20 protein-coding genes and 1 pseudogene are annotated in these 22947 nt (G+C 38.1%); all 21 read left to right on the forward strand.

The genetic code is table 11. From position 1 onward, the window contains the following. Nucleotides 1–334: 334 nt before the first annotated feature. Nucleotides 335–1105, forward strand: a complete 771-nt coding sequence (locus LBYS11_RS05135; protein WP_103117590.1) for a FliA/WhiG family RNA polymerase sigma factor — start codon at nucleotides 335–337, stop codon at nucleotides 1103–1105. A 23-nt stretch (nucleotides 1106–1128) separates the two neighbouring features. Continuing rightward, the gene (locus LBYS11_RS05140; RefSeq protein ID WP_048391575.1) at nucleotides 1129–1431 is read left to right on the forward strand and encodes a hypothetical protein; all 303 of its coding nucleotides are present in this window, start codon (nucleotides 1129–1131) and stop codon (nucleotides 1429–1431) included. 9 nt (nucleotides 1432–1440) lie between these two features. Beyond that, nucleotides 1441–2019, forward strand: coding sequence for a hypothetical protein (locus LBYS11_RS05145; RefSeq protein ID WP_054550526.1), 579 nt, complete (start codon nucleotides 1441–1443; stop codon nucleotides 2017–2019). Nucleotides 2020–2175: 156 nt separating this feature from the next. Then, nucleotides 2176–2895 (forward strand): 30S ribosomal protein S2, encoded by a 720-nt coding sequence (gene rpsB, locus LBYS11_RS05150; protein ID WP_004269262.1) that lies wholly within the window; start codon nucleotides 2176–2178, stop codon nucleotides 2893–2895. Between the two features lie 101 nt (nucleotides 2896–2996). Beyond that, entirely contained in the window at nucleotides 2997–3884 is an 888-nt protein-coding gene (gene tsf / locus LBYS11_RS05155) for a translation elongation factor Ts (RefSeq protein WP_066037804.1), read from the forward strand. A gap of 216 nt (nucleotides 3885–4100) precedes the next feature. Next, nucleotides 4101–4826, forward strand: coding sequence for a UMP kinase (gene pyrH / locus LBYS11_RS05160; protein ID WP_004269260.1), 726 nt, complete (start codon nucleotides 4101–4103; stop codon nucleotides 4824–4826). After that, complete coding sequence (gene frr / locus LBYS11_RS05165) at nucleotides 4826–5383, forward strand: ribosome recycling factor (protein ID WP_004269259.1); 558 nt, start codon at nucleotides 4826–4828, stop codon at nucleotides 5381–5383. Before pyrH ends, frr begins: the two co-directional genes overlap by 1 nt. Before the next feature lie 309 nt (nucleotides 5384–5692). Further along, nucleotides 5693–6487: an undecaprenyl pyrophosphate synthase gene (locus tag LBYS11_RS05170; RefSeq protein ID WP_004269258.1), complete on the forward strand. Its 795-nt coding sequence runs from the start codon at nucleotides 5693–5695 to the stop codon at nucleotides 6485–6487. Beyond that, nucleotides 6484–7284, forward strand: coding sequence for a phosphatidate cytidylyltransferase (locus LBYS11_RS05175; RefSeq protein ID WP_048391571.1), 801 nt, complete (start codon nucleotides 6484–6486; stop codon nucleotides 7282–7284). The genes LBYS11_RS05170 and LBYS11_RS05175 overlap by 4 nt, the downstream gene beginning before the upstream one ends. A gap of 52 nt (nucleotides 7285–7336) precedes the next feature. Continuing rightward, nucleotides 7337–8482, forward strand: a complete 1146-nt coding sequence (dxr, locus tag LBYS11_RS05180; RefSeq protein ID WP_004269256.1) for a 1-deoxy-D-xylulose-5-phosphate reductoisomerase — start codon at nucleotides 7337–7339, stop codon at nucleotides 8480–8482. Between the two features lie 46 nt (nucleotides 8483–8528). Continuing rightward, a complete protein-coding gene (rseP, locus tag LBYS11_RS05185) occupies nucleotides 8529–9791 on the forward strand; it encodes an RIP metalloprotease RseP (RefSeq protein ID WP_103117591.1) in 1263 nt (420 codons plus the stop codon). A 131-nt stretch (nucleotides 9792–9922) separates the two neighbouring features. Continuing rightward, complete coding sequence (locus tag LBYS11_RS05190; protein ID WP_048391566.1) at nucleotides 9923–11629, forward strand: proline--tRNA ligase; 1707 nt, start codon at nucleotides 9923–9925, stop codon at nucleotides 11627–11629. 268 nt (nucleotides 11630–11897) lie between these two features. Continuing rightward, complete coding sequence (locus LBYS11_RS05195) at nucleotides 11898–16229, forward strand: PolC-type DNA polymerase III (protein WP_103117592.1); 4332 nt, start codon at nucleotides 11898–11900, stop codon at nucleotides 16227–16229. Nucleotides 16230–16564: 335 nt separating this feature from the next. Beyond that, the gene (rimP, locus tag LBYS11_RS05200; RefSeq protein ID WP_004269252.1) at nucleotides 16565–17041 is read left to right on the forward strand and encodes a ribosome maturation factor RimP; all 477 of its coding nucleotides are present in this window, start codon (nucleotides 16565–16567) and stop codon (nucleotides 17039–17041) included. 24 nt (nucleotides 17042–17065) lie between these two features. Next, nucleotides 17066–18205 carry a transcription termination factor NusA gene (gene nusA / locus LBYS11_RS05205; RefSeq protein WP_048391564.1) on the forward strand — a complete coding sequence of 380 codons (1140 nt, stop codon included), beginning with the start codon at nucleotides 17066–17068 and terminating at the stop codon, nucleotides 18203–18205. Nucleotides 18206–18341: 136 nt separating this feature from the next. Continuing rightward, complete coding sequence (gene rnpM, locus LBYS11_RS05210; protein ID WP_004269250.1) at nucleotides 18342–18620, forward strand: RNase P modulator RnpM; 279 nt, start codon at nucleotides 18342–18344, stop codon at nucleotides 18618–18620. Then, nucleotides 18617–18925 carry a YlxQ family RNA-binding protein gene (locus tag LBYS11_RS05215; protein ID WP_004225011.1) on the forward strand — a complete coding sequence of 103 codons (309 nt, stop codon included), beginning with the start codon at nucleotides 18617–18619 and terminating at the stop codon, nucleotides 18923–18925. Before rnpM ends, LBYS11_RS05215 begins: the two co-directional genes overlap by 4 nt. 14 nt (nucleotides 18926–18939) lie before the next feature. Continuing rightward, complete coding sequence (infB, locus tag LBYS11_RS05220; protein ID WP_048391561.1) at nucleotides 18940–21222, forward strand: translation initiation factor IF-2; 2283 nt, start codon at nucleotides 18940–18942, stop codon at nucleotides 21220–21222. Then, nucleotides 21222–21500 carry a DUF503 domain-containing protein gene (locus tag LBYS11_RS05225; protein ID WP_008178987.1) on the forward strand — a complete coding sequence of 93 codons (279 nt, stop codon included), beginning with the start codon at nucleotides 21222–21224 and terminating at the stop codon, nucleotides 21498–21500. Before infB ends, LBYS11_RS05225 begins: the two co-directional genes overlap by 1 nt. A gap of 78 nt (nucleotides 21501–21578) precedes the next feature. Beyond that, nucleotides 21579–21920 carry a 30S ribosome-binding factor RbfA gene (rbfA, locus tag LBYS11_RS05230; protein WP_004225003.1) on the forward strand — a complete coding sequence of 114 codons (342 nt, stop codon included), beginning with the start codon at nucleotides 21579–21581 and terminating at the stop codon, nucleotides 21918–21920. Nucleotides 21921–22035: 115 nt separating this feature from the next. Further along, nucleotides 22036–22945 (forward strand): annotated as a pseudogene (gene truB / locus LBYS11_RS05235) (tRNA pseudouridine(55) synthase TruB). Nucleotides 22946–22947: the final 2 nt, after the last annotated feature.

Consider the following 22947-nt stretch of genomic DNA (forward strand, 5'->3'; position numbering starts at 1 on the left):
ATTCAGTAGCTTCTTAGTAAAAGCATAATCATATCTAACTGTATCCAAGTGTCATTACACAATTAGGATACAGTTTTTCTATGTCTTTCAAAAACAAAGGAATATATTAGAGACTAAGAGAAACAAATGAAATTATAGTCGATTCTTGTTATAATATAGGAAAGATGGCAACTGCTTATCGGGCTTTAACAATTCAGGCTCACGTCTAGATTAGCTTAAAATGTGGATTTTTATAAAAAACAACTGAGAAATCCTGTTGAATGATAAATTTTAAGAGCGCAAGTAGTCGTTAGTAAACAGGCGTGAAAAAGCGTTTTTTAGAGAGGTGGATTTCATGACACAACCAATTCTGAACGATGAGCAAAAACTGTGGAATCGCTGGATACATGAGCGTGATCCCGATGCTGGTGATTTACTTATAAAAAAATACATTTCTTTAGTATCTTATCATGTCCAACGTATTGGTGCAGGTCTGCCAAAAAGCGTATCACGAGACGATTTAACGAGCTTAGGGATGGTAGGACTTTTTGATGCATTAAATAAATTTGACATTAACAGAGATTTAAAATTTGATACATATGCTTCGTTTAGAGTAAGAGGAGCCATCATCGATGGTTTACGAAAAGAAGACTGGTTACCACGGTCAGCGCGTGAAAAAGCCAAAAAATTAGATGCACAAATTGAACAACTAGAACAAAAATATATGCGTCATGTAACACCTGAGGAACTTGCGGAGCATATGGAAGTATCTGTTGAAGATGTCTATCAAACTGTGCAAGAGCATTTTTTTTCAAATGTTCTTTCTATTAATGAACAACAGGACCAAGAAGAAACAGATGGCAAGTCATTTGTCATACGAGACGATACAACAAAAACACCTGAGCAAACTATCATTAAATCAGAATTGTTAGATGATCTTGCGGAAAATATTCAGAAACTCAATGAAAAAGAACAGCTTGTCCTTAGTTTATTTTACACGGAGGAGTTAACCTTGACAGAAATTGGTGAAATGCTTGAACTATCAACCTCTCGTATTTCACAAATTCATTCAAAAGCGCTATTAAAGCTACGAAAGCTATTATCTAGTGAAATGATTAATGCGTAAATATCCTTGAGGGAGAGATTCCAATGAGTTTAAAAGGTGTCGAGTTACAGATTGCTATTCCAAAAACATTTGAAGCAGGAAAAATGGTTGATCAGGCACAGCAGCAAGTATTGGCTCAACAAGCACATGCAAATGAAGCATTAAAAAAAGAAGTAGAGCGCAAACAAAAAATTGTCAACACATCAGAAGGTATGGATGAAATTAGTGAGGATGAAGATGCAGGTGGTGAGTATTTAACAGGGATTCATAAAAAGAAAAAAAAGGATCAACAAGAAAAACAGGCACAACATCCGTTTAAAGGGAATTTCGTGGATTTTAGTGGATAGGAGTTTACAATGACAACCATTCTAATAGCGGTGCTATTCTTTTTACAGCTAATTTCATTTTACTTTCTTATTATTTTAAATACAAAGTTAGCAAAGTTTAAAGATTTGGAAAAGAAGCAAGAACGTTTAATGAGAGAAATGGACGACACCATTAGTGTGTATTTAGCTGAAATGAAAGATGAAAATGACCGTCTTATTAAAGAGCTACAAAGTGTCTCACAGTCGGAAATAGCTGCTAGTAGCTTGCTGCAAACGGAACAATATATGACACCTCAGGAGCAGCCAACTTTGCCTGTAGTACACGAGGTGAAAAGTGATAGTTCTCTATCTTTAGAGAAAGATGCACGTATCTATGTACCTAAAAATATTGTCGCAAATGCTTATTCACGTCAGCAACATACAAGCTCGAAAATGGTGAAAACAGCTCCACCTCTAAAAGTGGAGGAGCAAAAAGAAGCTGAAAAATTGCTGACAGTGGAACAACAGGCTCTAGAATTAGCAAAACAGGGAAAATCACCAGAGGAAATAGCGAAACAACTGCAAAAGGGTAAAACAGAAATCGAGCTTTTACTGAAATTCCATCACTAAATTGTTGCGAATCGTTCAAAGCTATGATATAGTTGCAAATGGTGTTATTACTACACACGCATTTTGATGCAGTAAGTGGTGCTCTAAGATTAGGGTAGCTTGTTGTAGATGATAAATGCGGAGGATAAAAACCAAACATATTAGGAGGAAATTCACATGTCAGTAATTTCTATGAAACAATTACTTGAAGCTGGTGTACATTTCGGTCACCAAACTCGTCGTTGGAACCCAAAAATGAAGAAATATATCTTCGTTGAACGTAACGGGATCTACATCATCGACTTACAAAAAACTGTAAAAAAATTAGAGGAAGCTTATGACTTCATGCGTCAAGTTGGTCAAGACGGTGGTAAAGTTCTTTTCGTTGGTACGAAAAAACAAGCACAAGAAGCGATCAAAGATGAAGCTGAACGTTCAGGCAACTACTACATCAACCAACGTTGGTTAGGTGGTACTCTTACAAACTTCGGTACAATTCAAAAACGTGTTGCACGTATGAAACAAATCGAAAAAATGGAAGAAGAAGGAACTTTCGAAGTTCTTCCTAAAAAAGAAGTAATCCAACTTAAAAAAGAACACGAACGTCTAATCAAATTCTTAGGCGGTATCCGTGATATGCACGATCTTCCAGACGTAATGTTCGTGGTTGACCCACGTAAAGAACGTATTGCGGTTGCAGAAGCTCGTAAATTAAACATCCCTCTAGTAGGTATTGTTGATACTAACTGTGATCCAGATGAAATCGACTACGTAATCCCTGCTAATGATGATGCTATTCGCGCTGTTAAACTTTTAACTGCTAAAATGGCTGACGCTTTAATCGAGTCAAAACAAGGTGAAGAAGAAGCTCCAGCTGTAGAAGCTGCTGCTGAGTAATTCACGTTTACAAAAAGGTGATAAGTGGCTCAAAACCCTTATCACCTTTTTTAGAACCTATCATTAAATTATGTTCAACCAATTTGAGGAGGAAACACTAAATGGCAAACATTACTGCACAATTAGTAAAAGAATTACGCGAAAAAACTGGCGCTGGAATGATGGATTGTAAAAAAGCGTTAGTACAAACTGATGGCGACTTAGAAGCTGCAATCGATTTCCTACGTGAAAAAGGTCTTTCTTCAGCTGCTAAAAAAGCTGACCGTATCGCTGCAGAAGGTACAACTTATATTTTAGAACAAGGTAACGAAGCAATCATCCTTGAAGTAAACGCTGAAACTGACTTTGTTGCGAAAAACGATAAATTCCAAGTATTAGTTGCATCTTTAGCTGAGCAATTACTTGCTGCTAAACCTGCATCAGTTGAAGCTGCTTTAGAGCTTGCAAATGCTGAAGGCGTAAAAATTGTAGATCAAATCTCAACTGCTATTGCAACAATTGGAGAAAAAATTACACTTCGTCGTTTCGAAGTTAAAACAAAAACTGATGCAGATGCATTCGGTTCATACTTACACATGGGCGGCCGTATCGGTGTATTAGTAACTTTAGAAGGCTCTACTGATGCAGCAGCTGCTAAAGATGTTGCTATGCACATTGCAGCAATTAACCCAACTTATGTTTCTCGTGATGAAGTTTCTGCTGAGGAAGTTGAACGTGAGCGTAAAGTATTAACTGAACAAGCTCTTAACGAAGGTAAACCAGAAAACATCGTTGCAAAAATGGTTGAAGGCCGTCTTGGTAAATATTTCGAAGATGTTTGCTTACTTGACCAAACTTTCGTTAAAAACTCAGATCAAAAAGTACGTGATTTTGTAGCTTCAACTGGTGGTTCTGTAAACGGCTTTGTACGTTACGCTGTTGGTGAAGGTATCGAAAAACGTGAAGATAACTTTGCAGAAGAAGTAATGAGCCAAGTTAAAGGTAACTAATTTAGCTTGCATTTGATTCTAATCAAATAATATCTAGATTATCTAGACAAAAAAATGGGGAACACAACATAGCGTGTTCCCTATTTTTCCGAAGTGAATGAAAAAATGAAGATAATTTTCTATTCTGCCTTATTCACAACTAGCAATTATTGTTAGATATACTATAATGGAAAAGGGAATAGGGATGTTTTAAATAAAGTCTTACGGAGGTTTACAATGAGTGTACCGCAATATAAACGAGTAGTTATTAAACTAAGTGGTGAAGCGTTAGCTGGAGAAGCGGGCTTCGGTTTATCACCAAAAATAATCAAGTCTGTTGCAGAAGAAGTAAAAGAAGTAGTAGATCTTGATGTAGAAGTTGCTGTTGTTGTAGGTGGCGGTAATATATGGCGTGGGAAAATAGGTAGTGAAATGGGAATGGATCGTGCTGCTGCGGACTACATGGGCATGCTGGCAACCGTAATGAACTCCCTAGCTTTACAAGATGCACTTGAAAAATTAGGCATTGAAACACGTGTTCAATCTTCTATTGTGATGACTCAAGTAGCGGAGCCATACATTCGTCGTAAAGCAGTTAGACATCTTGAGAAAAAGCGTGTCGTTATCTTTGCAGCAGGGACAGGTAATCCATTCTTCTCTACTGATACGACTGCCGCATTACGAGCAGCAGAAATTGATGCTGATGCAATTTTAATGGCTAAAAACAATGTCGATGGCGTTTATTCAGCGGATCCTAAAGTGGATGAGACAGCCATTAAATATGATACACTCACATACTTAGACGTTATCCAACAAGGCTTACAAGTAATGGATTCAACGGCTTCAACTTTATGTATGGATAACGATATCCCGCTAATTGTTTTCTCAATTACGGAGCCGGGTAACATTAAACGTGCTGTACAAGGCGAAAAAATCGGAACAGTTGTTAGGAGGAATGTATAATGGCTAAACAAGTTTTAGAACAAGCTAAAGAAAAAATGAACAAAACAATCGCAGCTTTCTCACGCGAACTAGCATCTATTCGTGCAGGTCGTGCGAACGCATCTCTATTAGATCGTATTTCGGTTGATTACTATGGAGCAGCAACACCAATTAACCAACTTGCGGGTGTTTCTATACCTGAAGCTCGTTTATTAGTAATTACACCTTACGATAAATCTATTTTAGGTGATATTGAAAAAGCAATTATGAAATCAGATATTGGTATCACACCAACAAATGATGGTTCTGTCATTCGTCTTATGATTCCTGCTTTAACAGAAGAGCGTCGTAAGGATCTAGTAAAACAAGTGAAAAAAGAAGCGGAAGATGCAAAAATTGCTGTACGTAATGTTCGTCGTGATGCAAATGATGATTTGAAAAAACTTGAAAAAGCTGGCGAAATCACAGAAGACGATCTACGTGGCTATGGAGAAGATATTCAAAAGTTAACAGATGAATTCATTGTGAAAGTAGATCAAGTAGCGAAAGATAAAGAAAAAGAAATTTTAGAGGTGTAAATAAACCTTTTACACGTCTATGATGGAACTTTTTGATGAGATGAAGGCGTCCTATACTTAACAGGACGTCTTTTCTCTTTATTATTCATAGCCAAATTGCTTACTCAAATAGAGAGCATGTATGAATGTGAAAAGGTCATTAATGATACAATCATCATTATTTAACAAACTCATTCTTTAATATGTGTATAGTTCTAAAATAAGCTAGTACATACATAGTCAATTTAGAGGGAAAAAAAAGACAAAAGGCGCTTTTGTTTGTTATGATAGGTTAGTATACGTCCGATTAGTTGTAGTGGGGGAGTTAGCATGTTTAAAAAGCTATTAGGTAAACAAATAAATATGGATACACTATCATTGGAGGAGCGTGTGGCCCTAGCTAAAAGCGAGCCGATTCCTGCCCATGTAGCGATTATTATGGACGGAAATGGACGTTGGGCGAAGAAAAGAGCTATGCCACGTGTGGCTGGTCATCATGAAGGAATGAAGACGGTGCGTAAGGTGACGAGATTTGCATCAGACTTGGGTATTAAAGTCTTAACTGTCTATGCATTTTCCACTGAAAATTGGAAGAGACCAAAACCTGAGGTAGATTTTCTTATGCGGCTACCTGTTGAGTTTTTAGGTTCCTTTTTACCAGAAATGATGGAGCGTAATGTACGTGTCGAAATGATTGGAGACCCATCTTTATTACCTGCCCATACACAAAAAGCGTTGTATGAGGCAATGGAAGAAACGAAGCATAATACAGGGCTTATTTTAAATTTTGCGCTGAATTATGGTAGTCGTTCTGAAATGGTCAATGCCATGAAAATGATGCTTCAAAAAGTGCAGGACGGTCAATTAACGATGCAAGACATAACAGAAGATTGCTTAACATCTCATTTAATGACGGCCCATTTACCTGAACCAGATCTTTTAATTCGTACAAGTGGTGAAGTGCGATTAAGTAACTTTATGCTATGGCAGCTCGCCTATACAGAATTTTGGTTTACAGATACATTGTGGCCAGATTTTAGTGAGGAAAACTTACTCGAAGCGGTGGAAAACTATCAGAAACGTAATCGCCGTTACGGTGGGTTGAAGGGAGAAGAAACAACTTGAAACAAAGAATTATTACCGCAATAATTGCAGCAGCACTTTTTATCCCATTCGTTATTTATGGAAAAGTACCATTTGCCTTACTTGTGCTAGCAATGGCTATTGTCGGTTTTTATGAAATACTTAAGATGAAAGGGATTTCCATCTTATCTGTGCCTGGCTTCTTAGGACTGATCACTTTAATTTTACTGGTTATCCCGAAGGACTGGAGTGAAAGGGTTGTAGAATTAATAGGCTATTCGTCTAATCTAATGGTAGTCTATGGTCTAATGATGCTACTTCTTATTTACGTGGTTTTAGTAAAAAATAAAATTACTTTTGACGAAGTTGGCTTTATTTTATTAGGCGCATTTTATGTGGGATTAGGATTCCATTATCTAATTGAAACTAGAAATGTTGGATTAGAGTATGTTGTCTATTGCTTATTAGTTGTTTGGACAACGGATTCAGGTGCATATTTTGTAGGTAGAAAATTAGGGAAAAATAAGTTATGGCCAGAAATTTCACCTAAGAAAACGATCGAAGGCTTTATAGGTGGAATAGTCATTGCTGTTATTTTTGCAGTAGGTATGCAACTCATTTACCCATTCGCAAATGGTTATATATCACTTGTTTTTGTAACGATTTTTGCCTCAATTATTGGTCAAATGGGAGATTTGGTAGAATCTGCTATTAAACGTCACTTTGATGTAAAAGATTCAGGCAATATTTTACCAGGGCATGGAGGAATTTTAGATCGTTTTGATAGTCTATTATTTGTCGTGCCTCTACTTCATTTTTTGCATTTATTTGGTAATTAAAAAGACATTTTGCTAAATCATTTGCTTAGATAGAAAAAGGGGACAATTTGTTGTGAAAAAAATTAGTTTATTAGGTGCAACTGGTTCAATTGGTTGGCAAACCTACGATATCTTAAAAGAACAACGTGATGCTTTTCAATTAGTAGCTTTTTCATCAGGAAAGAACCTAGAGAAAACGCGAGAAATGATTGAAACATTAAAGCCCGAATTAGTTTCTGTGCAATTAGAAGAAGACGCACTAACACTAGCTAAAGAGTTTCCAAATATCCAATTTACGTTTGGAGCAAAAGGACTTGTAGAGGTCGCAACACATCCAGATTCGACTGTACTTGTCAATGCTGTGCTTGGAAGTGTAGGCCTTGAATCAACATTAGCAGCCATTCGTATGGGCAAAACGATTGCTATTGCTAATAAAGAAACGCTTGTAACTGCTGGTCATTTAGTGATGGCAGAGGCCAAAAAATACAAAGTAGCCATCTTGCCTGTAGATAGTGAGCACTCTGCCATCTTCCAATCGATGAATGGTGAGAATCCGAAAAATATCGAACGTTTGATTATTACCGCTTCTGGTGGTAGCTTCCGTGATAAAACACGAGAACAATTAAAACACGTGACGGTCGCAGATGCACTGAATCATCCAAACTGGTCTATGGGTGCTAAGATTACGATAGATTCCGCTACAATGATGAATAAGGGATTAGAAGTCATCGAAGCACATGTTTTATTTGATATGCCTTATGATAAAATAGATGTACTTTTGCATAGAGAAAGTATTATTCACTCTCTAGTTGAGTATCATGATACTAGTGTTATTGCTCAGCTAGGTACACCCGATATGCGTGTGCCAATCCAATATGCTTTAAGCTACCCAGACCGTATACCATTACAAAATGGTCAGCGACTAAATTTAGCACAAATTGGTCAACTACATTTTCAAGAGATGGACTTTGAGCGATACCCTGCTTTGCGTTTAGCGTATGAGGCTGGTCGTATGGGTGGTACGATTCTGACAGCAATGAATGCAGCAAACGAAGCGGCAGTTGCAGCCTTTTTACAAGGGAAAATCACATTCCTTGAAATTGATGAGACGATTGAACGTGTGATGCAGGCACACCAAAACATTGCAGTACCAGATTTACAAACCATATTACATGTGGATAGTGAGACAAGAAAAATAGTGTTAGACATGGTAAAATAACGAAAGCGCTGTATCGTTAACTAATCGCTATTAAAGGTGGGGTATTATGCAAACAGCCATTGCATTTATATTAATATTTGGTATGCTCGTCTTCTTCCATGAACTTGGACATTTCTTATTTGCCAAACGTGCAGGTATCTTAGTACGTGAATTTGCGATCGGAATGGGTCCCAAAATTTATGGAAAAACGCATGGTGAAACAATGTATACTCTTCGATTATTACCAATCGGGGGATACGTACGTATGGCCGGCGAGGATATGGATGGCACAGAATTACAGCCAGGCTACCGAATAGGGCTTATTGTGAATGAAGATAATGTTGTTAAAAAAATTATTTTCAATCAAAATAATAAGCAGTTACCAGATTTATTATTTTTAGAAGTTGAACGCGCCGATTTAGAGAAGGAGTTATTTGTAGAGGGTTATGATGAAGAAGAACGTCTAGTTCGTTATCAAGTAGCTAGAGACTGTGTGCTTGTGGAAAATGGTCGTGAACTTGTCATTGCGCCACACGATCGTCAATTTAATGCAAAGACAGTTGGTCAACGAGCAATGACTATCTTTGCAGGCCCTTTGTTTAACTTTATTCTCGCGTTTGTGATTTATTTAGTGATTGGATTGATCCATGGTGTACCAACATACGAGCCAATTATCACAGAAGTAGTAGAGAATGATCCAGCTGCACAGGCAGGGATGCTGGCAGGAGATAGAGTAACAGCTATTAACGGACAAGCAGTTGAAAAATGGCAAGATTTAGCTGCAATCGTTCAAGATCATCCAAACGAAGATATTGCTGTGACAGTTGAACGAAATGGACAATCAGTGAACTTAAATATGACTGTTAAGGAAATCCAGCAGGATGGCGAGAAATATGGTCAAATAGGTGTACGCTATGAAAGTCCAAGAGAATTTAACCCATTAAAGGCAGTTGTTTATGGAGCTCAAGAAACCTATAATATGACAGTGAAAATATTTGAACTATTAGGTATGCTAATTACCGGTAAGTTCACAATAGACGCACTTTCAGGTCCTGTAGGTATTTATAAAGCAACAGAGCAAGTTGCCCAGTATGGTATTATGAACTTAATGAATTGGGCAGCAATGCTAAGTATTAACTTAGGAATTATGAACCTACTTCCATTACCAGCACTTGACGGAGGCCGTTTATTATTCTTTGGCTTTGAAGCTTTACGTGGTAAACCAATTGACCGTCAAAAAGAAGGTATTGTACATTTTGTAGGAATCGTCCTACTCATGATTCTAATGGTGGTTGTTACATGGAACGATATACAAAGATTTTTCTTTTAATTCATTTACAGTTAAATGAAATTTGATTTCCTAGCTTTGAGCGCAATTTCGATGAAACATTGCGCTCAAAGCTAAATTTGTTTATGCTATTGAGAGTATAAACTTATCTATTGAAAAAGGTGGAACACTGAATGAAGCAAAGTAAAACATTTATCCCAACGTTACGTGAAGTACCTGCTGATGCTGAGGTAAAGTCACATAAGCAATTACTACGTGCAGGGTTTATTCGTCAAAATACAAGTGGGGTATACTCGTATTTACCGCTTGCAAAACGTGTGCTAACAAAAATTGAAACAATTATCCGAGAAGAAATGGAAGCTATCAACTCCATTGAGCTACTAATGCCATCTCTACAATCTGCTGAGCTATGGCAGGAATCAGGTCGCTGGGAAAAATACGGACCTGAATTAATGCGCTTAAAAGACCGACATGACCGTGATTTTGCATTAGGGCCAACACATGAAGAAGTCATTACAACTTTAGTCCGTGATGAAATTAAATCATATAAAAAATTACCGCTAACATTGTATCAAATTCAAACCAAATTCCGTGATGAAAAACGTCCTCGCTTTGGCTTACTACGAGGAAGAGAATTTATCATGAAAGATGCTTATTCTTTCCATGCGTCACGTGAAAGTTTAGATGAAACATATGAAGATATGTATCGTGCTTATTCTAATATTTTCTCCCGTCTCGGCTTAAACTACCGTGCTGTTATTGCAGATGCAGGTTCGATTGGCGGTAAAGGAACACATGAATTTATGGTCCTTTCTGAAATTGGGGAAGATACAATTGCGTACTCAGATACTTCTGATTATGCAGCAAATATCGAAATGGCTGAAGTAATTGTTGACTATCAACCATCTGATGAAGCTTTAAAAGATGTAGAAAAAGTAGCAACTCCAGAGCAAAAAACAATTGAAGATGTTTCAGCATTCTTAAAAGTAGAACCTGCTAATGTCATCAAATCTCTAGTTTTTGATGTAGATGGAGAGCTTGTAGTAGTGCTTTCACGTGGGGATCATGAAATTAATGATATCAAATTGAAAAATGCACTTGATGCAGGATCTGTGGAACTTGCAAGTGAAGCAGCGATTCAAGAATTATTAGGTTGTGGCGTTGGCTCAATTGGTCCAGTGAAATTACCGGTAGACGTAAAAGTAGTAGCAGACCATGCTATTAAATCTATCCGTAATGGTATTGCAGGTGCCAACGAAGATGGATTCCATTTAGTCAATGTTAACCCTGAGCGTGATTTTGCAGTTAACGACTATTTAGATATTCGTTTTATTCAAGAGGGAGATCCTTCTCCTGATGGACAAGGTAACATTAAGTTTGCAGAAGGTATCGAGGTTGGTCATATTTTCAAATTAGGTACTACATACTCTGCTAAAATGAATGGTACTTTCTTAGATGAGCAAGGTAAGGCTCAACCATTTATTATGGGGTGCTATGGTATTGGTGTTTCTCGTATTCTAGCTGCTGTAGCGGAGCACTTCCAAGATGACAATGGCTTTACATGGCCAACACAATTAGCGCCATATGATATTCATGTTGTGCCAGTAAACACAAAAGATGAGGCACAAGTGACATTAGCGGAGGAGCTTTATGGCTTATTAAAATCATACCGTTATGATGTGTTACTAGATGATCGTCCTGAACGAGCGGGTGTAAAATTTGCTGATGCTGATTTAATTGGCTTACCTGTTCGAGTAACTGTTGGTAAAAAAGCAACAGAAGGTATTGTAGAAGTGAAATTCCGTCAAACGGGTGAAACATTTGAATGGAAAAAAGAAGAAGTAATTGATCGTCTGAATGAATTTTTCCGTAAAAATTAATGACGAGCTAAAAATTGGTGATAATTAGAATTTGATGCTTTTAATAGAGGCTTTCGTATAATTTTGATAAGATAGATATAAATAATTCGCGACACTTCTGCGGGACAGTGAGCCAAGCAAGCAACAACAGATGGTAAAATATCTGTTAAACTTGAAGAGCGCCCGCAGTGTGGGAGCGAATTTTTTTCTTGAATTCATCATGCGTTTGAGACGAATTAGAACATGAGGCTAAAGAAATTGCCTCTTTCTGAAAGTAGGTGTCATTAGATTGGAACAGCAACAAGAGGCAAGAATGAGACTTCGAATGCTCTTGCAACAACTAGAGTTAACAGATGATGTATATATGTCATTTTTTGAGGAAGGTGAACTATCACGCCTGACAGTTCATAAAAAGGATAGACTTTGGCATTTCACAATTAAGTTAAAGGATATATTACCGTTTCCGTTATATCAGCTTTTCCGTACGCATTTGACAGAGAAATTTTCAACGATAGCACAAGTTAATACGACATTTGAAACATTAGAAAAAAATGTCACAGAGGAACTGGTGCAAGCGTACTGGCTAAATGTTGTGGAACAAATTGATGAGATGGCTCCAACGCTTAAAAATTGTCTCATCACTCAAATACCAACATGGAACGGCCAAAAAATGACTTTATCCTGTATGCAGGAAATGGAATTTATGATGCTCAAAACGAAGTATGCGGACAAACTAGCAGAAAGCTATGGTCAATTTGGTTTCCCTCGTATGGCAATCGACTTTGTGCTACAAGAAGAAACGGAAGAAATGATAGCGGCACAGGAAGCATTTATGGAGCAGAAACGTCTGGAAGAAGTAGCTCTGGCACAGCAAGCGATGCAAGATTTCCAAAAGCGTGAGCAAGAGAAGAAAGACAATCCGGCACTGGCCAACCTTGGCGACCGTCCATTCCAACTTGGGATGCATATTAAAGATGATGAAATCATGGAAATTAAACGGATTGTTGAAGAAGAACGCCGTGTTATTATTGAAGGATTTGTCTTTGATACGGAAATAAAAGAATTAAAAAGTGGACGCTCCTTATTACAAATCAAAATTACCGACTATACAGATTCCATCATTGTTAAAATGTTTTCTCGTGACAATGATGATGCTGAATTAATGCAACATCTGAAAAAGGGCATGTGGGTTAAAGTTCGAGGCTCTGTGCAAACTGATACGTTTATTCGTGATTTAATCGTTATGGCGAATGATATTAATGAAATCAAAAAAGAAACACGACAAGATTTAGCACCAGAGGGTGAAAAGCGTGTTGAGTTACATTTGCATACACCAATGAGCCAAATGGACGCTGTTACACCTGTTGATCGGCTTGTTGCTCAAGCTGCAAAGTGGGGGCATCCAGCAATAGCTATTACAGATCATGCGGTGGTGCAATCTTTCCCTGAAGCATATGCAGCGGGCAAAAAACATGGCATTAAGATTATTTATGGTCTGGAAGCAAATTTAGTTGATGATGGTGTACCAATTGCCTATGCTCCAGAGCATCGTTTATTGGCAGACACAACGTATGTTGTTTTTGACGTAGAAACGACAGGGCTATCAACTGCATATGATACCATTATTGAATTGGCTGCAGTTAAAATTAAAGATGGACAAGTTATTGATAAATATGAAAGTTTTGCAAATCCACATCATCCACTTTCGGCTACTACCATTGAATTAACAGGTATTACGGATGATATGGTTCGAAATGCACCAGAGGTAGAGCAGGTCATTAAAGAATTTCATGCCTTTATTGGAGATGCAATCGTTGTCGCTCATAACGCATCATTTGATATTGGCTTCCTATATACAGGCTATAAAAAATTTGGTCTTGAAGACACAGTCCATCCTGTCATTGATACATTAGAGCTAGCAAGATTGCTTTATCCTACAATGAAAAACCATCGCTTGAATACACTGTGTAAAAAATTCAATATTGAATTAACACAGCATCACCGAGCAATTTATGATACAGAGGCGACAGGATTTCTACTCCTGCAGCTATTAAAGGATGCTGATGAGCTAGCTATTAAATACCATGATGACTTCAATAAGCATATTGGTGGTGGGGATGCCTATAAAAAAGGTAGACCTATGCATTGTACAATTTTAGCAGTTGATAATGCAGGCTTAAAAAACTTATTTAAAATCGTCTCCCACTCTCATACAAAAACATTCTATCGTGTTCCTCGGGTGACACGTGCTGTGCTTGAACAATATCGTGAGGGTTTATTAGTTGGATCAGGTTGCAGTAATGGTGAAGTATTCGAAACAATGATGAATAAGTCTCCAGAGGAAGCAGAGAAAGTCGCTCGTTTTTATGATTATATTGAGGTGCAACCGAAGGCTGTATATGCACCATTAATCGAACGCAATGTTGTACGTGATGAATGGACATTAGAAGATATTATCCGTAAACTTGTTAAACTCGGGAAGAAGCTAGATAAACCTGTTGTTGCAACTGGAAATGTTCATTATTTAGATCCGACAGATGGGATGTTTAGGCAAATACTTATTGGTTCACAAGGTGGAGCAAACATTTTAAATCGTTCTAAGCTGCCAGAAGTCCATTTTAGAACAACTGATGAAATGCTGAAAGAATTTGATTTTTTAGGACCGGACCTTGCAAAAGAAGTGGTTGTGACGAATGCTCAAAAAGTAGCAGCAAGTATTGGGGACGTTAAACCGATTAAGGATGACCTATATACACCAAAAATTGAGGGCTCCGATGATGAAGTAACCAATTTAACTTATGAAATGGCCCATCGTATTTATGGTGAGGAGTTACCGGAAATTGTGAAAGCTCGAATTGAAAAAGAGTTAAAATCGATTTTGGGACACGGTTTTGGTGTAATTTATTTAATTTCTGCCAAGCTAGTGAAAAAATCATTAGCTGATGGCTATTTAGTAGGGTCACGTGGTTCGGTGGGTTCCTCATTAGTAGCCACTTTTATGGAAATCACAGAGGTTAACCCATTACCTCCTCACTATATTTGTCCTAGTTGTAAACATTCTGAGTTTTTCGATGATGGATCTGTCAGCTCAGGCTTCGATTTACCAAATAAAGACTGTACAAAATGTGGAACACCTTATAAAAAAGATGGACAAGACATACCATTTGAAACCTTCCTTGGATTCAAAGGTGATAAGGTACCAGATATCGATTTAAATTTTTCGGGTGAATATCAGCCTCAAGCGCACAACTATACAAAGGTGCTATTTGGTGAGGATTATGTATTCCGTGCTGGAACAATCGGTACAGTTGCGGAGAAAACAGCATATGGCTATGTGAAAGGCTATGCAAATGATCATAATTTACATTTTCGTGGAGCAGAAGTTGATCGTTTAGTTCAAGGCTGTACAGGAGTAAAACGTACAACTGGGCAACACCCTGGAGGAATTATTGTTGTTCCAGATTATATGGACATTTATGATTTTTCTCCAGTGCAATTCCCTGCAGATGCGCAGGATGCAGAATGGCGTACAACCCATTTTGATTTCCACTCTATTCATGACAATATTTTAAAGCTAGATATACTTGGACACGATGATCCAACGGTGATCAGAATGTTACAGGATTTATCGGGAATCGATCCTAAAACAATTCCGACCGATGATCCTGTCGTCATGAAAATTTTTAGTTCTCCTGAATCTTTAGGTGTTACAGAAAAGCAAATTGGCTGTAAGACAGGGACACTAGGTATACCAGAATTCGGTACGCGTTTTGTACGTCAAATGCTAGAAGATACGAAGCCTTCGACATTCTCGGAGCTTGTACAAATTTCTGGACTTTCCCATGGAACAGACGTATGGCTAGGGAATGCACAAGAATTAATTCAAAACGGTACATGTGTGCTAAAAGAAGTAATTGGTTGTCGTGATGACATTATGGTGTATTTAATTTATCAAGGTCTAGAGCCGTCACTAGCCTTCAAAATTATGGAATCTGTTCGTAAAGGGAAGGGATTATCAGAAGAATTTGAAGCCGAGATGCTCGCCAATAAAGTACCAGGTTGGTATATTGAATCTTGTAAAAAGATAAAATACATGTTCCCGAAAGCCCATGCCGCAGCATATGTGCTAATGGCAGTACGAATTGCCTGGTTCAAGGTACATTTTCCAATCCTTTATTATGCAGCGTATTTCACAGTTCGAGCAGATGATTTTGATTTAATTGCAATGGTGCAAGGATCGCAAATGATTCGAGCACGGATTGATGAAATCAATATGAAAGGCTTAGATGCATCCACTAAAGAGAAAAACTTATTAACGGTGCTGGAGCTTGCATTAGAAATGTGTGAGCGAGGTATGAGTTTCCAAAAGGTTGACCTATATCGTTCCCAAGCTAGTGAGTTTGTCATTGATGGCAATTCACTAATCCCTCCGTTCGATGCAATTCCGGGTCTTGGAACCAACGTGGCGAAAACGATCGTAGCTGCTCGTGAAGAGGGAGAGTTTTTATCCAAGGAAGATTTACAGCAACGTGGTCGTGTTTCCAAAACGCTTATCGAATACATGGACCAGCTTGGTTGTTTAGAAGGCATGCCTGATGCTAATCAGTTATCGCTATTCTAGTATTACAATTGTTTTGCATGGAAAGGTCACAATGTAAATTCAAATTCCTGACACAATATGGTTATCTATAATGAAGGAAATTTGCATTGTGTCGAGAACTGTGCTATTCTAATGGTAATAATTTGTTGATATTTTTCCAGCAAAAGAGTGGGGCATACCCGCTCTTTTCTGTTGTTTAACCGTAGCAAAACAAATTTTGACTAACAGCAGGTAAGACCGTAAAATTTCACCAAAGCAACTGGTGGAATTTCTGTTTTATTATGGTTCATTACTGCGTTAACCTGATAGTGATGAACAATTCATACGCTAGAATTTGATAAATACAGGAGGAAATAATGAGCAAAGTACCATCTTTAATTGAAGAGCTCGCTAAACCAATTGTGGATGAGTTAAATCTTGAGCTAGTGGATATTGAGTTCGTAAAAGAAGGACGAAACTGGTTTTTACGTGTCTATGTTGATACACCTGAGGGTGGAATTGACATAGATCAATGTGCTCAAGTGAGTGAACGACTAAGCTTGTTATTGGATGAAAAAGATCCAATTACACAAAACTATTATTTAGAAGTTTCTTCGCCTGGAGCGGAACGTCCATTAAAAAAAGATACGGATTTTGTCAAAGCAGTTGGCAAGTTTATTTATGTAAAAACCTATGAGCCCATCAAGGACATGAAGGAATTCCAAGGCTACTTAACGTCATACGATGAACATACATTAGTGATGGAAGTGCGTATTAAAACACGTAAAATAACAGTAACAATTGAACAAGAAAAAATCGCATTGGCACGACTTGCCATCGATTTTTCTGCATAAAGCATATTTAGGAGTGAAAACAAAATGAGTAGTGATTTGTTAGATGCGCTGAATGCGCTAGAAGAACAAAAAGGAATTTCAAGAGATGTGTTAATCGAAGCCATTGAAGCGGCATTAGTTACAGCTTACAAACGCAACTTTAACCAAGCACAAAATGTTCGAGTAGACTTAAATTTAGATAAGGGCTCAATTCGTGTATTTTCACGTAAAGATGTTGTGGAAGAGGTAGAAGATGATCGTTTGCAAATTTCTTTAGAAGATGCAAAAGTCATTAATCCAGCCTATCAGCTAGAGGATATCGTGGAGCAGGAAGTAACACCACGTAACTTTGGACGCATTGCTGCACAAACAGCAAAGCAAGTAGTTACACAACGCGTACGTGAAGCGGAACGAGGTTTAATTTATGAGCAGTACGTAGACCGTGAAGATGATATCGTAACTGGCGTTGTTGAACGTTTAGATGCTCGTAATATCTATGTAGGTTTAGGGAAAGTAGAAGCGGCATTGCCTGTAAATGAACAAATCCAAGGTGAATCTTATCATCCACATGATCGTATTAAAGTGTATATTACAAAAGTGGAACGTACAACTCGTGGACCTCAAGTGATTGTGTCTCGTACACATCCTGGTTTATTACGTCGATTATTTGAGATGGAAGTACCTGAAATTTATGAGGGTATTGTAGAGATTAAATCAATTGCACGTGAAGCTGGAGATCGCTCTAAAATTTCTGTTTTCGCTCATAATGAGGAAGTGGATCCAGTTGGTTCATGTGTTGGGGCAAAGGGAGCTCGTGTACAAACAATTGTCAATGAACTAAATGGTGAAAAAATTGATATCGTAGAATGGTCTGAAGACCCAGTTGTATTTGTAGCTAATGCATTAAGCCCATCAAAAGTATTAGATGTACAAGTGAATGAAGAAGAAAAGTCGACAACAGTCGTTGTACCAGACTATCAATTATCTCTAGCTATCGGTAAACGTGGGCAAAATGCTCGTCTAGCAGCGAAGCTTACTGGCTGGAAAATTGATATTAAGAGTGAGACTGATGCTCGTGAATTAGGTATTTATCCTTCGGCTACAAGCACTTTCATCCCTGCTCATGATGAAGAAAGTGATTTTGATGATGTAGCAGTTGACTTATATCAAGACGACGAAGAATAAGTAAGAAAGCCCGTGTGACAAGTTAGCTGACAGTATTCAGTGGGCCCCCTACGCCGACTGAATACTGTCAGAGCGTCAAGTAGAGCATGACTTGTCCACCTCTTACGACAAGCTTCAGAGAGGAATGGTGATTCTTATGGCTGTAAACAAAAAAGTACCTCTTCGTAAATGTGTAGCAACTGGAGAAATGCTACCAAAGAAAGAGATGATACGTGTTGTTCGTTCGAAAGAGGGCGAAGTAAGTGTAGATGTCTCCGGGAAAAAGCCTGGGCGTGGTGCCTATGTCTCTAAATCAGAGCAGGCAGTTGACCTCGCGCGTAAGAAAAATGTATTAGGGCACCAACTTGATGTGAAAATTCCTGAAGAAATATACGAGGAACTTATTTTGCTGATTCGTAGGGAGTCAATTTTATGATAAATCAAGCAATATTTAATTTGCTTGGAATCGCAGCAAGAGCACGTAAGGTGATTTCAGGAGAAGAGTTAGTAGTAAAGGAAGTCCGCAATGGCAATGCTAAACTAGTACTGCTTGCAAACGATGCTTCTAAAAACTCTAGTAAAAAAATTCAAGATAAGTGCACGTACTACAACGTTGAGTATCATGTAATTGGAGATCGATATGATCTAGGACATGCTACAGGTAAGGAGGCCCGTGTGGCTTTAGCTATTACCGATAAAGGTTTTGCAAGTAAATTGTCTAGTCTACTCAACGAAAACTAATCGGGGGTGAGCAGATGACCAAAATCAGAGTTCATGAATATGCGAAGCAAGTGAATAAAACGAGTAAAGAGGTTATTGAAGCACTAAGTAAATTAAATGTGAGTGTAACAAACCATATGTCTATGTTGGAAAAAGACGCTGTGGCAAAGTTAAATCAAACATTTAAAGCAACACCTGAGAAAAATGTAGCAAAACAATCAACTCAAAACATGGCACAAAAACCTCAATCAAATGGCCAGCAAAAACCACAGCATTCGGTGAAAAAGCAAGAAGGACAAAGGCAGCAATCTGCTACTTCTAAGCCAAAAGTAAACAATCAACAACATGCACAGCAAAACTCAAATTCGTCTAACGAAAAATCTAAGAATACAAAAGGTAATCAAAATAGAAATATGACACAAAATAATAATAATAACAATAATAATCGTAGAGGTGGCGGTGGTTACAACCAACGTCCAAAACCAGGGATTCATGGAGGCAAACGTCGCCATCCAAAAACGCATCAACCATCAATTCCAGTGAAACAAAAGGAACTTCCAGAAAAAATTACTTTTGTTGAATCATTATCAGTTGCAGAATTAGCAAAAAAATTACACCGTGAGCCATCTGAAATCATTAAAAAATTATTCATGCTTGGCGTAATGGCAACAATTAACCAAGAATTAGATAAGGATGCAATTGAATTAATTTGCGCAGACTACGGTGTAGAAGTGGAAGAAGAAATTCGTGTAGATATTACGGATTTAGAAACACACTTCGAGCAAACAGAAGAAGTAAACGAGGCAGATTTATCAGAACGTCCGCCAGTTGTAACAATTATGGGTCACGTTGACCATGGTAAAACAACTTTATTAGACTCTATTCGCCATACAAAAGTAACAGCAGGAGAAGCTGGTGGTATCACACAACATATTGGTGCATACCAAGTTACAGAAGGCGACAAGAAAATTACATTCCTTGATACACCAGGACATGCAGCTTTCACAACAATGCGTGCGCGTGGTGCAAAAGTAACGGATTTAACAATTTTAGTTGTAGCTGCTGATGATGGTGTTATGCCACAAACAGTAGAAGCGATCAATCATGCCAAGGCTGCTGAAGTACCAATAATTGTGGCTGTGAATAAAATGGATAAACCATCCGCAAATCCAGATCGTGTGATGCAAGAATTAACAGAACATGGCTTAGTTCCTGAAGCATGGGGTGGAGATACAATTTTCGTTCCAATTTCAGCGTTAAAAGGTGAAGGCATTGATACATTGTTAGAGATGATTTTACTTGTAGCTGAAGTAGGCGAGCTTAAAGCAAATCCAGAACGTTTAGCACTTGGAACAGTAATCGAAGCTCAGCTTGATAAAGGTCGTGGCTCTGTTGCTACACTTTTAGTACAAGATGGAACATTAAAAGTAGGTGACCCAATCGTTGTAGGTCATACGTATGGTCGTGTACGTGCGATGGTAAATGACAAAGGTCGTCGAGTAAAAGAAGCTGGCCCATCAACTCCAGTTGAAATTACAGGTTTAAATGATGTACCTCAAGCAGGTGACCGTTTCGTTGTCTTTGAAGACGAGAAAACAGCACGTCAAGTTGGAGAAACAAGAGCAATGTCAGCGATTCAAGCACAACGTTCAGAAAAACAACGTGTAACGCTTGATAACTTATTTGAACAAATGAGCCAAGGCGAAATGAAAGAGCTCAACTTAATTGTGAAAGCTGACGTTCAAGGTACTGTTGAAGCTATGGCAGCCTCCCTAATGAAAATTGATGTGGAAGGCGTAAATGTGAAAATTATTCATACAGGTGCTGGAGCTATTACCGAATCTGATATTTCTCTTGCAGCAGCTTCTAATGCCATCGTTATTGGATTTAATGTACGTCCGGATGTTAACGCAAAACGTGCAGCAGAAGAAGAGGGTGTAGATATTCGCTTACACCGCATTATCTATAAAGTAATTGAAGAAATTGAACAAGCAATGAAAGGTATGCTTGATCCTGAATTTGAAGAAAAAATTATTGGTCAAGCAGAAGTTCGTCAAACAATTAAAGTATCAAAAGTTGGTACAATTGCTGGTTCATATGTAACAGAAGGAAAGGTAACACGTGATTCAGGTGTACGTGTGATCCGTGATAACGTCGTTATTTTTGAAGGTGAGCTAGATACGCTTAAACGCTTCAAAGATGAAGTAAAAGAAGTGGCAAAAGGATACGAATGTGGTATTACGATTACAAACTTCAATGATATTAAAGAAGGCGACATTATTGAAGCCTATATTATGGAAGAGGTTAAACGCGCCTAATGATCGTGTATGCAGAGGTTGAATTTATCATTCAAACTGCCCATTCGTTAAAGGAAAAGCGTGCTGTCTTACAGCGTATGATTACCCGCACAAAGCAGAAATTTAACGTTTCTATTGCGGAAATTGACCATCAAAATGTATGGCAGCGTACGAAATTAGCACTTGTTGCTGTTTCTTCGTCCAAAGAAGCAGCTGAACGAGAAATTAATCACGCGCTCCACTATTTAGAGTCAAATCCGTCATGGGAACAGCTTAATGTGTGGCGAGATTATTTATAAGTAGTAGTAGATAGTTGTCTAGCTTACGAAGGCATGGAACACACAACTATCTGTACATCGAAATAGAGGTGACAAATTATGTCTCTACGTTCAAACCGTGTTGCCGAGCAAATGAAAAAGGAGCTTGGTGATATTCTTGGCCGTAAAATAAAAGATCCGCGTGTTGGTTTTGTGACTGTTACAGGTGTTGAAGTAACGGGTGATTTACAGCAAGCGACAATCTATATTACATCTTTAGGCAACGAACGTGAACGAGAGGAAACGCTTAAAGCTTTAGTAAAAGCTTCGGGCTTCATTCGCTCTGAAATCGGATCACGCATTCGTTTACGACGTACACCAGAATTAATCTTTGAATTTGATTCATCGATTGAATATGGGAACCGTATTGATTCATTGTTAAGAGATTTACACAAAGAATAAGCTAAAAAAGTCTGCCACATGCATGTTTATGCAGGCAGACTTTTTAGCTTCATGGAAAAAGTTATATTGCCAATGAATAAATAAATGATAGAGTAAGCAGTTTGGGAGGAGCTATATGAACGGTATTTTACCGCTTTGGAAAGAAAGAGGCATGACAAGCCATGATTGTGTCTTTAAATTACGCAAAATTTTGCGGACAAAAAAAGTTGGGCATACAGGTACACTGGATCCAGGTGTTGAGGGCGTACTACCAATTTGTATTGGCCAAGCAACTCGAATAGCAGAATATTTAACTGACGCAGGGAAAACCTATGAAGCAATCATTTCAATCGGTCGTACCACGACAACCGAGGATGCAGAAGGTGAAACCGTTGAAGAAGATCTTACGATAAAAAATTTTCTCGTGAGCAGTTGTTAGAGGTTTTAGCTTCATTGACTGGAGTTATTGAACAAACACCACCCATGTTTTCAGCAGTAAAAGTTAATGGAAGCGCCTCTATGAATATGCGCGAAAAGGTGAAAGTGTTGAAAGACCAACTCGCCAAGTAACAATTTATAATTTAGAGCTACTTGATGAGCTAGCACATTATGAGGGACAAGAAATCACATTTCCAGTACGCATCGCTTGTAGTAAAGGGACATATATTCGAACACTAGCTGTGCAAATTGGTGAGGCTCTTGGCTATCCAGCACATATGAAGGAGCTTGTACGTACTGCTTCTGGTACTTTTACACAGGATAATTGTTTTACGTTAGCACAGGTTGCTGAGCTAATGGAGACTGAGCAAGTAGCTTCCTGCATTTTACCTGTGGAGTATGCATTAGCAGACTATCCATATATTGAGATTACGAATGCCAATGAAAAAGAAATTTTCAATGGACAAGTGCTTCCAGCAGATGCATTATTAAATAGTCATGATAAAATTGTGTATGGAATCAATGGAAAGGCAGTTGCGGTTTATCAAGCTCACCCAACAAAGGATGGTTTGATGAAGCCACATAAGATGTTTCCGACGATAGAGTAGGA

The organism is Lysinibacillus sp. YS11 (assembly GCF_002896375.1).
GTDB classification, from domain to species: domain Bacteria; phylum Bacillota; class Bacilli; order Bacillales_A; family Planococcaceae; genus Lysinibacillus; species Lysinibacillus capsici.

What these genes read in the sequence shown, in the direction of transcription:
- LBYS11_RS05135 (WP_103117590.1), top strand. Translation starts at nt 335, where the DNA reads ATGACACAACCAATTCTGAACGATGAGCAAAAACTGTGGAATCGCTGG.
- LBYS11_RS05140 (WP_048391575.1), top strand. Translation starts at nt 1,129, where the DNA reads ATGAGTTTAAAAGGTGTCGAGTTACAGATTGCTATTCCAAAAACATTT.
- LBYS11_RS05145 (WP_054550526.1), top strand. Translation starts at nt 1,441, where the DNA reads ATGACAACCATTCTAATAGCGGTGCTATTCTTTTTACAGCTAATTTCA.
- rpsB (WP_004269262.1), top strand. Translation starts at nt 2,176, where the DNA reads ATGTCAGTAATTTCTATGAAACAATTACTTGAAGCTGGTGTACATTTC.
- tsf (WP_066037804.1), top strand. Translation starts at nt 2,997, where the DNA reads ATGGCAAACATTACTGCACAATTAGTAAAAGAATTACGCGAAAAAACT.
- pyrH (WP_004269260.1), top strand. Translation starts at nt 4,101, where the DNA reads ATGAGTGTACCGCAATATAAACGAGTAGTTATTAAACTAAGTGGTGAA.
- frr (WP_004269259.1), top strand. Translation starts at nt 4,826, where the DNA reads ATGGCTAAACAAGTTTTAGAACAAGCTAAAGAAAAAATGAACAAAACA.
- LBYS11_RS05170 (WP_004269258.1), top strand. Translation starts at nt 5,693, where the DNA reads ATGTTTAAAAAGCTATTAGGTAAACAAATAAATATGGATACACTATCA.
- rseP (WP_103117591.1), top strand. Translation starts at nt 8,529, where the DNA reads ATGCAAACAGCCATTGCATTTATATTAATATTTGGTATGCTCGTCTTC.
- LBYS11_RS05190 (WP_048391566.1), top strand. Translation starts at nt 9,923, where the DNA reads ATGAAGCAAAGTAAAACATTTATCCCAACGTTACGTGAAGTACCTGCT.
- rimP (WP_004269252.1), top strand. Translation starts at nt 16,565, where the DNA reads ATGAGCAAAGTACCATCTTTAATTGAAGAGCTCGCTAAACCAATTGTG.
- nusA (WP_048391564.1), top strand. Translation starts at nt 17,066, where the DNA reads ATGAGTAGTGATTTGTTAGATGCGCTGAATGCGCTAGAAGAACAAAAA.
- rnpM (WP_004269250.1), top strand. Translation starts at nt 18,342, where the DNA reads ATGGCTGTAAACAAAAAAGTACCTCTTCGTAAATGTGTAGCAACTGGA.
- LBYS11_RS05215 (WP_004225011.1), top strand. Translation starts at nt 18,617, where the DNA reads ATGATAAATCAAGCAATATTTAATTTGCTTGGAATCGCAGCAAGAGCA.
- infB (WP_048391561.1), top strand. Translation starts at nt 18,940, where the DNA reads ATGACCAAAATCAGAGTTCATGAATATGCGAAGCAAGTGAATAAAACG.
- LBYS11_RS05225 (WP_008178987.1), top strand. Translation starts at nt 21,222, where the DNA reads ATGATCGTGTATGCAGAGGTTGAATTTATCATTCAAACTGCCCATTCG.
- rbfA (WP_004225003.1), top strand. Translation starts at nt 21,579, where the DNA reads ATGTCTCTACGTTCAAACCGTGTTGCCGAGCAAATGAAAAAGGAGCTT.